Annotated in this window: 19 protein-coding genes; 8 read left to right on the top strand and 11 right to left on the bottom strand. The window is 40.3% G+C overall.

The window, feature by feature from the left end; genetic code table 11:
* Positions 1 to 122: 122 nt before the first annotated feature.
* Entirely contained in the window at positions 123 to 932 is an 810-nt protein-coding gene (locus V7L05_RS09855) for a TPM domain-containing protein (RefSeq protein WP_335163983.1), read from the bottom strand.
* Between the two features lie 361 nt (positions 933 to 1,293).
* On the opposite strand from V7L05_RS09855, the gene V7L05_RS09850 reads away from it, so the two are divergent.
* The 3 genes from V7L05_RS09850 to V7L05_RS34655 all read left to right on the top strand — a co-directional run bounded on the left by V7L05_RS09850 (position 1,294) and on the right by V7L05_RS34655 (position 2,057).
* Positions 1,294 to 1,614, top strand: coding sequence for a DUF2281 domain-containing protein (locus V7L05_RS09850; protein ID WP_335163982.1), 321 nt, complete (start codon positions 1,294 to 1,296; stop codon positions 1,612 to 1,614).
* A complete protein-coding gene (locus V7L05_RS09845) occupies positions 1,614 to 1,832 on the top strand; it encodes a type II toxin-antitoxin system VapC family toxin (RefSeq protein ID WP_335163981.1) in 219 nt (72 codons plus the stop codon). The genes V7L05_RS09850 and V7L05_RS09845 overlap by 1 nt, the downstream gene beginning before the upstream one ends.
* A 93-nt stretch (positions 1,833 to 1,925) precedes the next feature.
* Positions 1,926 to 2,057, top strand: a complete 132-nt coding sequence (locus V7L05_RS34655; RefSeq protein WP_442936976.1) for a PIN domain-containing protein — start codon at positions 1,926 to 1,928, stop codon at positions 2,055 to 2,057.
* 34 nt (positions 2,058 to 2,091) lie between these two features.
* Here V7L05_RS34655 and V7L05_RS09835 read toward each other — a convergent pair whose 3' ends face one another.
* The 4 genes from V7L05_RS09835 to V7L05_RS09820 form a co-directional block, all read right to left on the bottom strand.
* Positions 2,092 to 2,688 carry a hypothetical protein gene (locus tag V7L05_RS09835; protein WP_335163980.1) on the bottom strand — a complete coding sequence of 199 codons (597 nt, stop codon included), beginning with the start codon at positions 2,686 to 2,688 and terminating at the stop codon, positions 2,092 to 2,094.
* A gap of 89 nt (positions 2,689 to 2,777) precedes the next feature.
* On the bottom strand, positions 2,778 to 3,317 hold the full coding sequence (locus V7L05_RS09830) for a DUF948 domain-containing protein (protein WP_335163979.1): 540 nt from the start codon (positions 3,315 to 3,317) through the stop codon (positions 2,778 to 2,780).
* A gap of 11 nt (positions 3,318 to 3,328) precedes the next feature.
* Positions 3,329 to 3,679, bottom strand: coding sequence for a YtxH domain-containing protein (locus V7L05_RS09825; protein ID WP_335163978.1), 351 nt, complete (start codon positions 3,677 to 3,679; stop codon positions 3,329 to 3,331).
* A gap of 308 nt (positions 3,680 to 3,987) precedes the next feature.
* Positions 3,988 to 4,323, bottom strand: coding sequence for a hypothetical protein (locus V7L05_RS09820; protein WP_335163977.1), 336 nt, complete (start codon positions 4,321 to 4,323; stop codon positions 3,988 to 3,990).
* A 731-nt stretch (positions 4,324 to 5,054) separates the two neighbouring features.
* Here V7L05_RS09820 and V7L05_RS09815 point away from each other — a divergent pair.
* Positions 5,055 to 6,047, top strand: a complete 993-nt coding sequence (locus tag V7L05_RS09815; protein ID WP_335163976.1) for a metal ABC transporter solute-binding protein, Zn/Mn family — start codon at positions 5,055 to 5,057, stop codon at positions 6,045 to 6,047.
* Positions 6,048 to 6,312: 265 nt separating this feature from the next.
* On the opposite strand, the gene V7L05_RS09810 is transcribed toward V7L05_RS09815, so the two are convergent.
* Positions 6,313 to 6,843 (bottom strand): DUF4330 domain-containing protein, encoded by a 531-nt coding sequence (locus tag V7L05_RS09810; protein ID WP_335163975.1) that lies wholly within the window; start codon positions 6,841 to 6,843, stop codon positions 6,313 to 6,315.
* A 397-nt stretch (positions 6,844 to 7,240) separates the two neighbouring features.
* Between V7L05_RS09810 and V7L05_RS09805 the strand changes: the two genes are divergently transcribed.
* Positions 7,241 to 8,104: a M48 family metallopeptidase gene (locus V7L05_RS09805; RefSeq protein WP_335163974.1), complete on the top strand. Its 864-nt coding sequence runs from the start codon at positions 7,241 to 7,243 to the stop codon at positions 8,102 to 8,104.
* Positions 8,105 to 8,181: 77 nt separating this feature from the next.
* On the opposite strand, the gene V7L05_RS09800 is transcribed toward V7L05_RS09805, so the two are convergent.
* Positions 8,182 to 8,937, bottom strand: a complete 756-nt coding sequence (locus V7L05_RS09800; protein ID WP_335163973.1) for a metallophosphoesterase family protein — start codon at positions 8,935 to 8,937, stop codon at positions 8,182 to 8,184.
* Between the two features lie 596 nt (positions 8,938 to 9,533).
* On the bottom strand, positions 9,534 to 12,677 hold the full coding sequence (locus V7L05_RS09795) for a plasmid replication protein, CyRepA1 family (protein ID WP_335163972.1): 3,144 nt from the start codon (positions 12,675 to 12,677) through the stop codon (positions 9,534 to 9,536).
* A 411-nt stretch (positions 12,678 to 13,088) separates the two neighbouring features.
* On the opposite strand from V7L05_RS09795, the gene V7L05_RS09790 reads away from it, so the two are divergent.
* Genes V7L05_RS09790 through V7L05_RS09780 form a run of 3 tightly spaced genes read left to right on the top strand, consistent with a single transcriptional unit; the run spans position 13,089 to position 14,026 of the window.
* A complete protein-coding gene (locus V7L05_RS09790) occupies positions 13,089 to 13,382 on the top strand; it encodes a DUF2281 domain-containing protein (protein ID WP_335163971.1) in 294 nt (97 codons plus the stop codon).
* On the top strand, positions 13,379 to 13,753 hold the full coding sequence (locus V7L05_RS09785) for a type II toxin-antitoxin system PemK/MazF family toxin (RefSeq protein ID WP_335163970.1): 375 nt from the start codon (positions 13,379 to 13,381) through the stop codon (positions 13,751 to 13,753). The genes V7L05_RS09790 and V7L05_RS09785 overlap by 4 nt, the downstream gene beginning before the upstream one ends.
* Before the next feature lie 60 nt (positions 13,754 to 13,813).
* Positions 13,814 to 14,026, top strand: a complete 213-nt coding sequence (locus V7L05_RS09780) for a type II toxin-antitoxin system VapC family toxin (RefSeq protein WP_335163969.1) — start codon at positions 13,814 to 13,816, stop codon at positions 14,024 to 14,026.
* Positions 14,027 to 14,205: 179 nt separating this feature from the next.
* On the opposite strand, the gene V7L05_RS09775 is transcribed toward V7L05_RS09780, so the two are convergent.
* The 3 genes from V7L05_RS09775 to V7L05_RS09765 are packed head-to-tail and all read right to left on the bottom strand — an operon-like array spanning position 14,206 to position 15,154.
* On the bottom strand, positions 14,206 to 14,586 hold the full coding sequence (locus tag V7L05_RS09775; RefSeq protein ID WP_335163968.1) for a hypothetical protein: 381 nt from the start codon (positions 14,584 to 14,586) through the stop codon (positions 14,206 to 14,208).
* Entirely contained in the window at positions 14,564 to 14,815 is a 252-nt protein-coding gene (locus V7L05_RS09770; RefSeq protein WP_335163967.1) for a hypothetical protein, read from the bottom strand. The genes V7L05_RS09775 and V7L05_RS09770 overlap by 23 nt, the downstream gene beginning before the upstream one ends.
* A 3-nt stretch (positions 14,816 to 14,818) precedes the next feature.
* Positions 14,819 to 15,154, bottom strand: a complete 336-nt coding sequence (locus V7L05_RS09765; RefSeq protein WP_335092080.1) for a DUF6883 domain-containing protein — start codon at positions 15,152 to 15,154, stop codon at positions 14,819 to 14,821.
* Positions 15,155 to 15,182: the final 28 nt, after the last annotated feature.

The following is a 15,182-nucleotide window of genomic DNA, read 5'->3' as shown; positions in this document are numbered from 1 at the left end:
AAATATTAGCTTTCAGCTTATCAGCTTCAGAGAGTTAGGAGTTAAGAGTTATAAATTTTGAATTAACTCATAACTCAGCGAGAAGTTTGAGCGGCCTAAGCCGCAGCACAAATCTTCGATAGTCATAACTCATTACTAGAAGAAGGCCGACTGAAAATAGGTGATAAGTAGGCAACCAAGACGCCGATGAGAAACCCAGAGATATTGCGAACTAGAGGTACCCAGTCGCTTGTGCGTGTCACTACTGGCCCAATACCAAAGGCAATGAACAAGATTCCCCACAAAGGTGAGAATATTAAAGCCCATTGCCAAGCGAAAGCTTGCCCTTTATCGCGGGGTTGACCTGCAAATCCACAAATCACCCCACCAATAACTGAGCTAATCAACGTGAGAATCCATTGCTCTCGTGGCAGTCCGGGGACAACATTGCAACCACCCTTGAGCAAACAGCCTTTAACCGATTCTAAGGCTTGCAGAATGGCTTGGTCTTCGCCTTGTTCGCGGACAAAGAACAAATTACCGAAGCGGGTTTGCAGTTCTATCCAGAACGTCCGGGGTAAAAGTTCATAAACAGCATCGCCGACGCTAAAACTGAGGATGTTACCGCCACGAGAATCGGCAACTAGTAGAATGCTTTTGTCATCCAAACCCCAATATTTTATGACTGCCCGACCTGGGGTGCGGTCATACTGAGTCAATACTCGCAGTTTCCAGCCTGTATCGGTTTCAAACTGCTCTAATTCTTTGACAAGCTTTTCTTCTTGCAGCACAGGAAGAGATTTTGCTAAGTCTACAACTGGGGTAAAGGTGTTAGGGAGTAAATCGGGATTGTCATAAGCCAGTGCTGGGGGAGAATGCATGACCCAAATTGACCCAGCCAGGAAAAATACTGCAATAGATACCAGAATTCGTCGCCAAAAACAAGATTGCATAGACGTTTTTATACAAATATCAACGGTAAAAGTAAACAAGTTGTTTTAAAAGAGTACTGGAAAAGTGATAGTTCTTTACACTTGTTTACTTTACTCTAATCTAAGGGATCAACGCAAAGGGTTTTTGGGGAGTTGGGAGTTGGGAGTGGGGAGTGGTAAATAAAGATAAAGCCTATTTTGTCAATGAGTTAAAATACTCAAAATATCCTTAATAAAAATGATAATCGTGGCTGGGGAGAGGGGTAGAAGGCGAACGACGCTTACCTCCTATCATTATCGTCAAAGTTTTTAACAACTCAAAATTGACTAAGCCATAGCGGAGTTCCCCATACAATAAAAGGGGAATGATTAGAGGTAAGAAATGACTAACAAAGAATTATTAATCCAAGAAATAGAAACTTTACCGCCGGAGTTGCTAACAGAAGTACTCGGTTTGATACGTTCTATTAAGGTTAACTATATAAAAAAGGAGTTGGAACGAGGTAAGCTTGAACCTATCCCTTTAAGCGATTCTACAGAAACTTCTAGCGATCAAGAGCAACTTACATACCGTCCTGCTTCGGGACGCTCCATCCTTCGACACGCTGGTACTTGGGAAGGTGACGACTTTGAAGAATGCCTTCAAGCAGTATATGCTACCCGTAGTCAAGCTAAATTTGATGACGAAAACCTATTTGAATAATGTATTTACTTGATACAAATCATTGTAGTGCCATTATTTTAGGTGAGCCAAATGTTATCCGTCGCGTGAATGAAGTTGGAGAAAATAACATTGCCACTTGCGTAATTGTCCAGGGGAAACTGACATTCATGATGGAAAAATCCCAACGCAAGGAAAATAATCTGGCTCGCTTGACAGAATTTTTAGAAGATATTCGGATATACCATATAATAGAATAAACAGCAACAATTTACGGTCAAATTAAAGCAGCTTTATTCAATCAATTTGCACCCAAAGATAGAAATAAGCGGCGAAAAACTAAAATTGTTGATTTGGGTTTTGATGAAAATGACATTTGGATAGCTGCTATTGCACTGCAAAATAATTTAACTGTCGTTTCCAGTGATAGTGACTTTTTGCGAATTCAACAGGTGAGAAACTTCTCGCTGTCATCTTGGGTTTGATTTGCAGCATAGAGCTATAGCAGCATGATTAACTTTACAGTACCCATCGTTTAGCTATAGTTAAAATACAGCTATCTCCAATTAAAATATATGGTGCAAAGGCTGTGTTCTCGTTCATGTCATTAACAAGAGAATAAAAAGTAATTTCATGATTAGATTTGAGAAACAATTTTTGTATTATTGTCTCAAAGAAAATTTTAAAATCAGGCTCATTCCTAAACTTATAATTTATGAACTTCTCAAATTTATCTTGACTAAAATATTCTGCTCGACGATAAATGTCTAATTCATCCCAATAATGTCTATCCAGTATATTTCTTACCTCTGGATATAAATCTTTGCCAAAGTCACACAAATTGACAACATTACGAGTGCGAATGCAGCCTTTATCAAAATGGCGATATCCACTAGGTTTTGCAAATACAAATAAATTTCCTCCTGAACTATCCCAAGATTCATATTGGCTATTCATGCTATTCACGCTATTTACAAATTTGCAAACAACCTCATATGTACTTGGTTCATGACAGAAATTTGGGAACAAGCACATTTCTCCTAAAAAGACAGCTTCATTAAAATATGCTTCACCCGTTTTACCAAATTGCCGAATACAATGCCAAAGTTTATCCATAAATAAAAATCGCTTTTTTTAAGCTGATAAAATAGTACCTTTTGACACCCAACAAGGAAGATAAGCAATGCCCAATGCCCTTTTTTTGGTCAATCTTCGTCATCGAAATTGGTTTCCCAGCTAGCAGCGTCGTTGTAATCGTCATTAGCACGGTATACTTCTGCTTTGATCCGGTGATTTTCTGGCCTCAGCACTTCTCGTTCTCGCAACGTGAGTGGTAGTTTTTCATTGCTTGGGGTGCGATCGCTTATTCGCCTCGCGGGTTTTTGGCGCGTGAAGTTTCTCCAAGCAGCTTTCGCGCCAACAAAGATGCTGCGCGTACCTACTTGCAGATTCTGAGCTTGAATTCTTGCACTATCAAGACTTTGATCAACTTGTTTCACGACTTGACTGGCACTTTTTACACCTTCACTGACATCATCAGTTAAGTCAGTGATTTCCAAACCAGTCACGCGGATCGCTTCTAGAGTCGGCGGTAACTCCCGTGAGAGGGTATCAAATAGCTTTTCTGCACTGTGAGCTGCGCGTGCTAACTCCTGCAAAGCAGGTATTGCCGCCACTAAAACCGCAGTCAAACTTGTGGCGACTAAAAGTAAGGAAAGTCCCAACCAGAACAGGGGTTCAATCACGGTTGTGTCATTTATGAGCGTTCTAATTCCTGGGGAAGAGAATCTGAGTCTTCAACAGATGTTTGTCGGTTTAAGACTTGGCTTTCTCGCTGACTGGCATCTACACCTGCTGCGATCGCTTCCTGTAATCTATCTAAAGTCTCATCCCAATTTCGTAGTGCGATCGCAGAGAGACGATCTGCCTGGATTTGCACACTAGTTGATAAATCTTCTGCCAATTCTGGGATAGCATTGGCAGATTTTTTCAAAATTTTACGGGTTTCGCGCCCTGTGCGCGGAGCCACGAGCAAACCAGTCAAAGCACCGATGGTAGCTCCCAGCATAAAACCGCCAATAAATACTCCAGAACGGTTATTAGACATCTTGTTGTTCCTCTCCTTACACCCATTTTAGGTGGGTTTTCTCTCCTTGTAAGACTCCACTGATTTTATTCAGTTAATCTATCGTGACAAAGTATCAGCCAGAAATGTTGCTTTTATTCATTAAATATTAAAAACATTAATTACTTATAATTCAAAACTCCCCGTGTTTGTCAAAGTTTTTATGCCTCCGGTAAGCCTTCTGACGGGCTTCTGTGCCCCAAATTGGCGCTTAGACTTCTGTTTGTGTCACCACATCTTGGTGTCGTCGCATCAGCCCTAATTATAAATGTTCATGAACCTGACATAAATCATTTTGCAACAGTTCTTTTCCCAGATGTTAACTCTAGCCTCCGAAAATAACGCTGCCAGATTTGCCGTCCTAGCAAAAGTAGACTGATAATTTGCCGGACTTGTTGGATTTGCATTTGTAGCGCTTGATTTTTCTGCCGTAAGTTATAAATATTTTCCTGGCTGAGATAAATATTTTCGGGTGCTTTATTCAGTGCTGCGTGGGTACAACTTTCATAGACGGTTAACCTATCTGCTATGTATGCTAGCTGCTGCTTGAGTTGCCACACCCGCCAAGCCACATAGAGTAGTATCAGCGAAATCAGGGTGTTAACGAGGATAACTAAAATTATCATTGTTTATCTTCACCAATATCAGCTTTGAGGAATTGTTCTATATACTTGACTTGGCTCTTATTTAATGATGAAGAAACTAAAGGATAAAAATTATGGCAGAAAGTACAGCTGGGATTATGGCAATATAGAGCAGTTAGATGATGCTCGCGATCGCTATTGAAAGGCTTTACTAGATGAAAATTAGTGTAACAAAGGCTGATGGCTAAAAAATCGCCAATTCGCCAATTCTGTAACAACTATATGCCCACACCTCGCAAAACCACAGCTACAATTGCCTTAGATTCACGACTCGGTTTGCGAAATCAACCCGTATGCTCAATAAGCCCCAGCATTGCTACGTTCCACATCTTAACGTGATAATCCTAGTTAATTTGCGACTTTTGTGGCATATAAGCACAATGGCATAGCCCCTTCAACAGACGATGAGAGAACTACACTACACTCCTTATCGGAGGCTCCCCAGCATCGCCTTTATTATTGTGCTTCTACCTCTACCAGTTTTCGAGTCTGTCGCGTGAAGTTAACTAACATTTTGCCTGCAAAAATCTCACTAGTGGTTCACTAAGCAAAAATTGCTGGATGTGGGCTGGGGAAAGTGGGAAAGGAGAGAGTCTATTAATTCCTCTTCCCTTAACTTTTAGACTTTTCCCAGCCGAAGGCTTCGCCCTGCTATTTCACTAATCCGTTACTGATAATGATTATTTTTTCAATACATCCAGTAGGAGTTGAGGATGTCAAAAAAATTACCATCAAATAATTCCTTCCGAGCTATTCTTGTTGCCTTAACGATTGGATTTGTTGGGTGTGGAAATCAAGCTGCAAGAACCGCATTCACTCAGACTACCACCCAGGTAAATGAGAATCTTCCCCAAGTCGTAGCGACTACAAGCGTGCTATGTGACTTAACCAGACAGGTTGCCGGGAATACAGTTAACCTTACCTGCTTAATTTCCCCTACAGCCAACCCCCAATTTTATAAACCAAAACCGGAAGATCGTAAAGCCATTGAACAAGCTAATCTTATTCTTTATACTGGTTACAATTTTGAACCAAATCTGATCAAATTAATTAAAGCCACTAAAAACACTGCACCGAAAATAGCCGTCGGGCAACTTGCGGTGTCTAAGCCACAAAAATTTCAGAAAGGCGGCAAGAATGTAACCGATCCTCATCTTTGGCACAATACCAAAAATGCGATCAGAATGGTGGAGGTAATTAATAGTAACCTGAGAAAATTAGAATCTAGTGATGCAGAAGTTTATACCAGCAATACCAAAAAAATCACAAATGAACTCACTCAACTAGATCGCTGGATTAAGTCAAGAATTGCCAGTATTCCTGCCAAAGAACGCAAGTTAGTTACAACCTCTGATGCACTGAGTTATTACGCCAAAGCATACGGTCTTTCATTAGCAGGGGGATTGCAAGGTATTAGTACTGACAAAAACCTCACGGCTGCACAAGTGACAAATTTGGTGACAAATATAAAACGGGCTAAAGTGTCAACAATTTTTACTGAGGCGACAATTAACCCTAATTTGCTTCAATCTCTAGCAAGAGTTGCTGAAGTGAAAATTTCTGACAGGAAGTTGTATGCTAAGGGACTTGGTGAACCAGGAAGCGAAGGGGACACTTATCAGAAAATGATGATTGCCAATACACGCACAATTGTAGAAGGGTTGGGAGGAACGTATTTAATGTTTGAAGCGAAAGCTGCGAAGTAGTTATAACCTCAATTGAGTAATCTGTTGAAGAAGAATTCAGGAGTCAGAATCAATCACTGGGGCATTCAGACGCGACGCTCGAATACTCGCTACTGCTGCGCTATCTGCTTTTTCGGTCAAAATTCATTCTGAATTCTGACGACTGACGCCTTTATTCTGTATTGATAAACCGAGCTTTTTTTAGATTACAGAAAACTCGGTTTATCAGCCTCTTTGTTGCTTCTGCTGTCAGAAACGGGGAAATATATCAAAGAAAATGTCAATGCTATTTCTCGAATCTGATATCAATAACAGTTGCATTGAAGTTGTAGTTAAAGCCTTCTAACTCAAATGGCATACCAATTTTCACTTTACTGCTACCTAAAACTAGTCCGCTTTCAGTGCGTTTGGCTTTACCTTCTAAGGTTAAAATCATATCTGTACTAAAATTGTTAGTCTTTGGATCTGGCAATTCTTTAACAGTGCCATCAGGTTGGAAAACATTGACTGTTCTAGGTAGCTGTTGAATAGATTTAATCCCAATCTCTCCATAGGGTTGATTGCGGATAATTACATCAGTTTTCCCGCCTTTTTTTAAGCCATTGTTAAATAATTGCTCAGGATCACGTACATTCAAACCACGAACTACTAAGTCTACTTCTATGGGTACTATTTTCTCACCAATTTGGGCAAGACCAAAGCTAGACAAGATGGTAGACAAGATGACAAATATAACTAGCAGAGTTACCAGCGCAGCACCTAAATCTAGGAGGTTGATTTTGCCGAACAAACGACCTTTTGAATCTAAAATAGCCATAAAAAATTTTCCGAGGTAATAGCGAAGTAATTGATTGTAGCAAGAAAGTTTTCGATGGGAATAGCAATTTTCCCTATTTGGTAATAACTCAAAGCGGCTAGGAGTTGCGGTTATGCGACAGTTTATCACGAGTTCGTAAGTTCGGAGTGGCGGCAGATGACTCTCAAACTTTTGGCTGTTAAGACTGACGCATCCAGAAAGTAAAATCTAGTGTTTAAGCCTATCCCTAGAGGGAATCTCTAGCCTCCCACAATTCAGTAGATTTGCGTAAGCATTGGCTGTATAACAACCCCTTTGGTCTTGAGTTAAGAATGCAACTTAGAATGATCTAAAACCGTCTCATAATTTGTTCCATCATTTTATTTATGTTCTCCGAAAATTATCTTCAGTGCAGATTATGTTGAATTGGAAAGGTTTTGTGACAAATTCCCGTATGTGGCCGCGTCGCTGGTTTTATCCTTTAATTTCGGTGGTAGTCGCCCTGAGCCTGTGTCTGAGTACACCCTTGCCTGGAAGAACTTTAGACTTCTTGCCTCTTCTACTCCAAGGATTTCAGGCATTTCAACTTTCTAATATATCCCCTAACCAAGAAGTTGATCTTGGTAAGCAGATTAATCAGGAATTAGTCGGTAGTCAAGTCCGGCTTAACCGCAATCCCGAAGTTAATCGCTATGTGCAACAAGTTGGTCGGCGTTTAGCAGCTAATAGCGATCGCCCCGATCTTCCCTATACCTTCCAAGTAGTTCAGGATGACACTATTAATGCTTTTGCTACCTTGGGTGGCTATGTATATGTCCACACCGGTTTGCTGAAAACCGCAGACAATGAAGCGCAATTAGCAAGTGTACTCGCCCATGAAATTGGTCACATTGGCGGGAAACACGTAGTCAAACAGATGCAGCAAAAAGCGCTCGAAAGTGGCCTATTAACAGCTGCTGGCTTAGACCGGAGTACGGCGGTGCAAATTGGTGTACAGTTAGCGCGAGACTTACCACGCAGTCGTAAAAATGAATTTGAGGCTGATCAAAGAGGATTAAGAACTTTGACACGTACTGGTTATGCTCAGTCTGCAATGGTTTCCTTTATGCAAAAGCTGCTGAAAAAGGGTGGTTCTGCTCCGACATTTTTAAGTACGCACCCTGGAACGAGCGATCGCATTGATGCCCTTAGACTTGCAATTGACTCTCAACCTAGTAATGGAAATTATGGCTTGGATAATGCTAGTTATAAAGCTAATATTCGACCATTAGCGAAGTCTTGAGGCTATTGGCCATTGGTCAAGAGTCATTTCTCCCTCATCTCCCTCATCTCCCCCATCTCCCTCATCTCGAATATTGCTCAATTCTTATTGCGGCGATCGACTTTGATTTTGGCTGGATCAACTCTGATCACTACATCTTGTAAGGGCAGGACACGGAGATAATTTTTAAAAATGTTAACTTGATAAACTAAGTTATTCGTCACATCCAATCCAGTCAACCAGCCACTCTTGGGATGATAAGCACCTGTATCTATGTCTAGCCATCCCTGTCCTTGTGCCAATTTACCAGGAGAAACACCCGGCAGAGTAAAAGTAATGGTGTGGCCGATGATAATTTGCTTATCTGGGAAGTAGGGTTTTTCAATACTATGAAATTCCTCTCGTATCCAACAAAGTTGATCGGCAGTTTGTTCTGTCACCGACTTGGAAGGGTCAACACCAGCATGAGCTAACCAAATATCCCCCAAGTCGAGATATGTAGGCAAACTCTTGAACCAATCCAGATGGTCGTCGGGGATTGTGGCCTGGTGGTAACTGGCTATGGTAGCTTGCCCTCCACCATACAGCCATGCTTGCATCGTCGGAGAGGAGGTTCTTTGATTGGTCAGAATGTTTAATAACATCTGCTCATGATTTCCCAGCAAACATGGGTAGTTATTTCGCTTGACAAAATTAACTACTTGTGCGCTATGAGGTCCACGATCAATTAAGTCTCCCAGAAAATAGACTTGATCCTCTGAGGTGGGGGCGATCGCCTCCAACAATGTCATCAAACCTTCATAGTGACCATGCACATCCCCAATTACAATTCGTCTGGGGCTAATTTCGCTCATTGTCTCTTAGCTTCAATAGTTTTGGCTAATACTTCTGCTACAGTTTAAGCTTTCTGGTTTCCGCAATGAAAGGTAAAAATACTGAACAAGTTTTATTTTAATTTAATTATTCTCCCAGTAATAAAATTAATCTATGATGCTAAGGGGGTAAAATATATAGTTTTGAGTGGTAAGGAATAAGAATTAAATAACATACAATTTATGTCCCTGGCTTACCTCACCCTCAATCCCTCTCCGATATATTGGAGAGGGAAGCTAGAGACAGGATAAAGTTTTGCATTTTATTTAACAAAGTATGTTCAGTTTAATTCCCCAGCAAGACAGGCAGCACGAATTGAACGCCTAATTGAAATCCCCGTCACAAAACTTAATTACGAACGCGAGTGCGTGCCGGAGGCTCTATTACGAATTACGAATTATTTTAACCTGTTACTGTGAGGTAAGCGCAAAAGGACGCAGAGAATTCGCTACGAATTTAGGACTTACGCAAAATATCTCTCAAACTCTGATTTCTCTGTGCCCTCTGCGCCTCTGCGGTTCGTTAAACAAAATGATCTAAATACTGCATTTTAGAAGTATGACAGCATCATTAGATATTAGGGTAGGATATTGACCACTGCGGCATAAGGCTTGGTTTGGATAATTTCAAGCTTCCAGTCTGAAGAATAATCAGGCAACTCATAGCCAACACTCTTAACATGAGCCAACATCAACTCATCTCGTTGATGCCAAACTGCAAATATTCTCTCCCTACCATCATCAAGCGTTTCTAGGTCGATTTGATAAACCTCATTTACCCGCTTTAGTTTCAAGCCCAACAAATTTAGCAGTCGGCTGAGTATTTTTATTGCCGAAACTTGCTCTTTCTCCCCGACTAAGTTAATACCAAGCGCTCTTTTAATATGCTTACTATGCTGAAAAACAACATTTTTAAGCAATATCAAATCTGTATGACTCTCGCTAAATTCTCGTTCTGCTTCGAGAAACTGAAGCATTCCCAAGGCTCTCATCGCCTCAACTTTGAGCGTGTAAGTTTTTAAATCTGGTAGAAAAACTTTCCCTTCACCCCAAGACAATTGCTGATGCCATTCTTGCTCATCTCTAAGGTGAAAATACTCGCTTTCGTGAGTTAGATAATAATGAATTAACAGTTGACAATAATATCCGTGGTCATCCTGCAATTTTAGCCAAGGAGTAACTTCTACACCATACCTTTGTCTGAGAACATATTTATTGATTTGGTTGCGTTCTCCATCAGTCAGGGAATGCTTCACTAATAGCTGCTCATATTCTACATAATCGATATCTTGAGCATTAGCGACAGCAGTTGCTAGCGAGAGTTGATTTTGCTGCTTAATATCTTTAATTTTGCGTTTGATTTCTTTAGCTTTTTGACGCCTTTGCACCCAATCTTTTTGAACTTTAACAATTTCTAAAACTAATCTTCTGCGGGTAGCTAAATCATCAGCGTCAGTTGCCAAAAAGGCCAGACGTAAATCTCGAATAATATTATTGTGGACAGCATTACTCCGCAGCTGAATTTGATGACCATCAGCAATCAAACCATCTTGCATCGATTGACGGTAGAGGCGGATAGAAGCATTTACGCGTGCAGATAATTTAGCCCAAGTTCGCAAATGAATCGGGTCATGAACTAAAGGTAAATCCACGTCTATTTTATGTAGTGGACTCAGCAAAGCTAAGTTTTCTTTTTGATTTTCTTGATACCAATCAGATAGCAAGCGATAATTGGTACTACCACTACCAATTAAGCCAATACCTCGTTTAGCGCACCAGACAACACGCGGAACATCATCCCGCACTCTCGCTAATGCTTGTCTTGCTTCCGAGTCAGGAATTACCCCTTGAAAAATGCCATAAACTCGGTCGAAATGCTGGACATCAATACTAATTCCTGTACCAAGACTAGGGGTAACAAAAACGCCGTCATATTCAGAGATTTTTTGATTGATAGCTGCGATAAAATCAACCGCTTCGTGTCCAGGTGTGTTTGTAGTGTGGCTACTAACTACCAAGGTTTTGGGAAATTGCCGTCGTAATTTTTGTAACCGTTCTTTCAAATAACGTTCAATTGTTTCACAACTGTAACGCCCAGCACGACTATCGGTAGTAACGTAACATTTACGTCCAGCAAGTAAATCCAATTCTAGTTGGTGAATTAGCGGTGTTGGGTTCGGCGAATCATAAAAAGTTACGTCCCAACCATGCTGAGGTTTCCATTGGTTGAGAACTACCCAAGGTGTTAATTTAATTCCTGCCAATCCCTGTAAATATTCAAGTGACACATCTGATAAATCAGCATCTTGGGCAATTATTAACCCCCCAGTTGTTAAAACTGTGGAAATTAGTTGCTGGAATAATTTTAATATTTTTACACGCTTGTGTTTACAAGTATTACTGTTTAATAGATGCCACAATGATTGCTCTACTTCATCTAAAATTACTATTGCCCCCCGCCAATTTTCTGGGTTAAGTTTCCAAATCGAATCAACACACAATCCGAGGGATTGCTGAGGAAAGAGAGAGCGGAGAATGGGAGGAGCCGGAGTAAGTGTTTTATCAATCCTTTTCTCGCCATCTTCTTTATGTGTTCCCCATTGAATACCAATTTTTTCACACAAAAATCGTCCTAGTAAAATTCTGTGAGTAATTAACAAAACGGGTTGATTTCTGCTTTTTGCTTGCTGAACAACGGTTTGTAGTGCTGTAGTTTTACCCGTTCCTTTTGCTGATTTGACTCCTACTAATCCAGAGGTGGGGAAAGGTATTTCACTTATATAAGGGCGATTCAAGGTGAGTGCAGCAGGAATGCTTAACTCGGTGTGGGGTTTGGTTTGAGCAAGATAAATTTCTAAATCAAGACTTTGACGATAAACTTTATCGAAACTACTTGCACCTTTCGCAACGATAAACTCATCAACTCCTTTTTCAACTCCTGGAAGTTCAATGACTTTAACAGTGCAATTTTTTTGCTGAAATAAACAACCAAGTTGAGAAATAGCATGATTTACAGCAGAAATTGTCTTAGGTTGAGTTTCAAAATCAAAGCAAATGTAAAAGCTGCGCTTTGTAATCGCAAACACGCCTAAATCGGGAATTAGCTGACGACGAGTAACTTTGCCAAATTCATCTTTAACAACCCGATAACCACTGGTAATTCCGGGAATGGCAATAGCTACATATCCTTGCGTCAACAGTGTGGCTGCTTTCTTCACACCCTCGCAGATAACCAGGGGGATGTTCTGTTGCATCACCCATTGCCAAAAGCCTTCAGCTTCACCATCAGGAGTAATGGTAATATTGTCAGGCATGACCAGGTTGTAACGTCCAGCGACTTGCTGCCACACTTGCAGCGTTACCCGCAAACAAAATACTCGCGTTGGCGTGCTGGGGGGATGCTCGTATTTGATGGACTTACCATTGTGATTTTGTCGGGGTTGGTTTGGCTTAAAGCATCCCCATTCCATCATTTGCCAATTATTCAAAGGGTCTAACCCCGAACACCACCAACCACCTTCAGTGATATGAGCATAACGCTGCAACCATCCACTTTTCACCATTCCGGCATTGGTGCGGGGGAGTAGCTCAGAAATCAATAGGTACTCATAAGCTGTTACGCCTTGGAGTGACCTAAAATTGAGTTGCACTAAGTGTAAGTCTATACCACTGCTCTTGACTAATTCTTCAAGGTGTTGGGGGTGTAAATAGTGCAGATGCATAGGGAAAGACGCTAAGGGAAAGTCAATGAGATTAAAACATTAACACGCATCTGCTTTTTTTATATAAGAGATATTGCGAGGCTTTAATGATGTTTTTTTTACTTCGTTACAGGAGACACATCGGTTAAGACTCTAGTGGGTTATTCTGCCTATTAGATCCCCAAAGTAATAATTTTGTATTGTGATATTTATTCGATTTTAATTTTTATTTATCAGTAAATTTATTGGTTAAGGAATGCGATCGCTAGAGGGGTTGCAGCAGCGATCGCTATAGGGTAACATTTTGCAAGACAAGGTTTGTCACGAATCGTAGATGCATAGCAGCTGTCAAACATTACTTCTGGGATAAAAGCTTATCATTTGGATAGAGACTATGAGTTACACTGTTCAATAAAGATAGTGTCTGCAAGTATGGATTCTCTCAAAGAAAAGATTTTGGAAAAACTAGAAAGCCTTCCAGAAAATGCACAGCAGGAAGTTCTAGATTTTGTACAGTTTCTAGAGTGGCGAAAGGAGAATCGTCAAGAATCTCAGTTATCTATAATCAGTGAAGAATTAGATGAAGAATCTGATGCGGGATGGCTAGAGACTGACTTATCAAATTTGGGTAGCTATGAACCTTATGATTGGCAACCCGGCGAACTAGAGAAGGGTTCGCCTGTTAAGTATGTTCCTGGAATGGGAGTAGTAATTGTTCAAGAATGACAACTCGTTCTTTACAGCTTGGGGATGTTGTAACAGCACGTTTTCCTCAACAAAACCCTCAAGGTCGTGAGCAAGAAGGTTATAGACCTGCAATTGTTGTCGGGTTCCCAAACCGCTTAGGGACACTCCGCTTTTCGTTAATAGTTGTAATTCCCATGACTACTGATAGAGGGCAAATGTGGGCAATCGCTTCACCAGATTTATATCCACGTTTCGCAGCAGGAGTTGCTGGATTAAGTTCGCCATCTATTGCTTTATTAGATCAGGTTAGGGTTTTAGATGTTAACCGTATTATTGATTATCGAGGGAGTTTGACACCTGAAAAGTATGAGCCTATTTTGATTGGACTTCAACGTATGATGAGTCCATAGTTTTATAGGATAACGATAATCACCCATGAGTTTGATTCTTTGTGTCTTAAACTGTCTGTCTTGTATCATGTTCAATATATCAACTTGATTTATATTGAACCAACAATAGATTCAGCAGCTTGGGAACTACTCAAAACTAGAGAAGATAAAGCTTGGTCTTTGGTGGATAGCACTTCTTTTATAGTCATGCAACAGCTTGGCATTAAAGTGGCATTAACCACAGATCACCACTTTGAACAAGCTGGCTTTATTCGTCTACTAAAATCAGAATAAGTAATAATAAAAGGCATTCCTTAAGATATGCCCTTTATTATTAAAAATCGCTAACCCGTTAACCTACGCCCCGACAGCTTCCTTGGCGGCGTACAAAACCTCAGCATTGATTTCCTTGAAACCGCGATCGCAATTAAATTTATTAGTGCTGCACTAGATTTATATTCTGTTAGGTGAAATCATTGTTGAATAGCACGTAAAACTTCTAATTCACTAGGATGAGTTAAAACCTTGCCTAATAGCTCACTGAAATAAACAACTTGATAATTAGGCGCAAGTTCTGTTTGCAGTTGCTTCCACAGGCTGATTCCTTCTTCTTCAAAAGTCGTTTCAGCTTCTTCACTAAGGAAACCTGATGAGTTAGCAGGATCTTCCCAGTTCAACTTTGCATTATAAATTTCTTCCCATTTTTCTAGACGTTTGATTGTTTCTTGACTTAATGGCAATGTCTCTGGGTCAATGTTGCCAATTTTATCAGAACTCACCCACCATAGAGGATAGCATCCATAGTCAGCCATGAGTTTCATTTTTTCTGCTTTAAACTGTCTGTTTTGTATCATGTTCAATACTTCCCCAGGTTTCAGGTAGAGGGTTGACCCAGGAAATAGGCACAGAAACAACATCTAGAGTTTCACTGTCTTTAAAGATTTCTAAAATATATCCTGGCTCTTGCTGAGTTTTAGTAGGACGCAGATGATCCAACACAACCCCTCTATCGCCAGCTTTTACAGGACTATTAGGAACATTGTGCTTCAGTTCTACCCACTGAAATAAACTAGCTGTTGTCATCGTTTAAGTCTCCTGTGATTTATCAGGATATAGTGTTATAAATCTAACAAATTCTGTTTCTTCATCTTGTTGCCAGATAGTAATTACCTTAATTAATTGACCATTAGGCCCAGTCCACTCGCTTTTAACCTCAAACTGAGTCCCCCAATCACTAGGGGTAACTTTTGCAATTTCAGAACCTTCTACAGCATTTATTATATCGTTCTTAAGAAGTTCCCAGTTATCAAGATTATATCCTGCTAAAGCTAGATATCTTGATTTATCACTTTTAGGTTGATAAACAAGTAGGTATTTAGTGATTTTTTCATCTTGAATTACTAAACCTGATGGTATTTTCATTATATTTAATTTGGTTATTTTAAATAGT

This window comes from Nostoc sp., from assembly GCF_036917755.1.
GTDB lineage: Bacteria > Cyanobacteriota > Cyanobacteriia > Cyanobacteriales > Nostocaceae > Nostoc.
This window is presented reverse-complemented; position numbering and strand designations above follow the sequence as displayed.

What these genes read in the sequence shown, in the direction of transcription:
- V7L05_RS09855 (WP_335163983.1), bottom strand. Translation starts at nt 932, where the DNA reads ATGCAATCTTGTTTTTGGCGACGAATTCTGGTATCTATTGCAGTATTT.
- V7L05_RS09850 (WP_335163982.1), top strand. Translation starts at nt 1,294, where the DNA reads ATGACTAACAAAGAATTATTAATCCAAGAAATAGAAACTTTACCGCCG.
- V7L05_RS09845 (WP_335163981.1), top strand. Translation starts at nt 1,614, where the DNA reads ATGTATTTACTTGATACAAATCATTGTAGTGCCATTATTTTAGGTGAG.
- V7L05_RS09835 (WP_335163980.1), bottom strand. Translation starts at nt 2,688, where the DNA reads ATGGATAAACTTTGGCATTGTATTCGGCAATTTGGTAAAACGGGTGAA.
- V7L05_RS09825 (WP_335163978.1), bottom strand. Translation starts at nt 3,679, where the DNA reads ATGTCTAATAACCGTTCTGGAGTATTTATTGGCGGTTTTATGCTGGGA.
- V7L05_RS09820 (WP_335163977.1), bottom strand. Translation starts at nt 4,323, where the DNA reads ATGATAATTTTAGTTATCCTCGTTAACACCCTGATTTCGCTGATACTA.
- V7L05_RS09815 (WP_335163976.1), top strand. Translation starts at nt 5,055, where the DNA reads ATGTCAAAAAAATTACCATCAAATAATTCCTTCCGAGCTATTCTTGTT.
- V7L05_RS09810 (WP_335163975.1), bottom strand. Translation starts at nt 6,843, where the DNA reads ATGGCTATTTTAGATTCAAAAGGTCGTTTGTTCGGCAAAATCAACCTC.
- V7L05_RS09805 (WP_335163974.1), top strand. Translation starts at nt 7,241, where the DNA reads ATGTTGAATTGGAAAGGTTTTGTGACAAATTCCCGTATGTGGCCGCGT.
- V7L05_RS09800 (WP_335163973.1), bottom strand. Translation starts at nt 8,937, where the DNA reads ATGAGCGAAATTAGCCCCAGACGAATTGTAATTGGGGATGTGCATGGT.
- V7L05_RS09795 (WP_335163972.1), bottom strand. Translation starts at nt 12,677, where the DNA reads ATGCATCTGCACTATTTACACCCCCAACACCTTGAAGAATTAGTCAAG.
- V7L05_RS09790 (WP_335163971.1), top strand. Translation starts at nt 13,089, where the DNA reads ATGGATTCTCTCAAAGAAAAGATTTTGGAAAAACTAGAAAGCCTTCCA.
- V7L05_RS09785 (WP_335163970.1), top strand. Translation starts at nt 13,379, where the DNA reads ATGACAACTCGTTCTTTACAGCTTGGGGATGTTGTAACAGCACGTTTT.
- V7L05_RS09775 (WP_335163968.1), bottom strand. Translation starts at nt 14,586, where the DNA reads ATGATACAAAACAGACAGTTTAAAGCAGAAAAAATGAAACTCATGGCT.
- V7L05_RS09770 (WP_335163967.1), bottom strand. Translation starts at nt 14,815, where the DNA reads ATGACAACAGCTAGTTTATTTCAGTGGGTAGAACTGAAGCACAATGTT.
- V7L05_RS09765 (WP_335092080.1), bottom strand. Translation starts at nt 15,154, where the DNA reads ATGAAAATACCATCAGGTTTAGTAATTCAAGATGAAAAAATCACTAAA.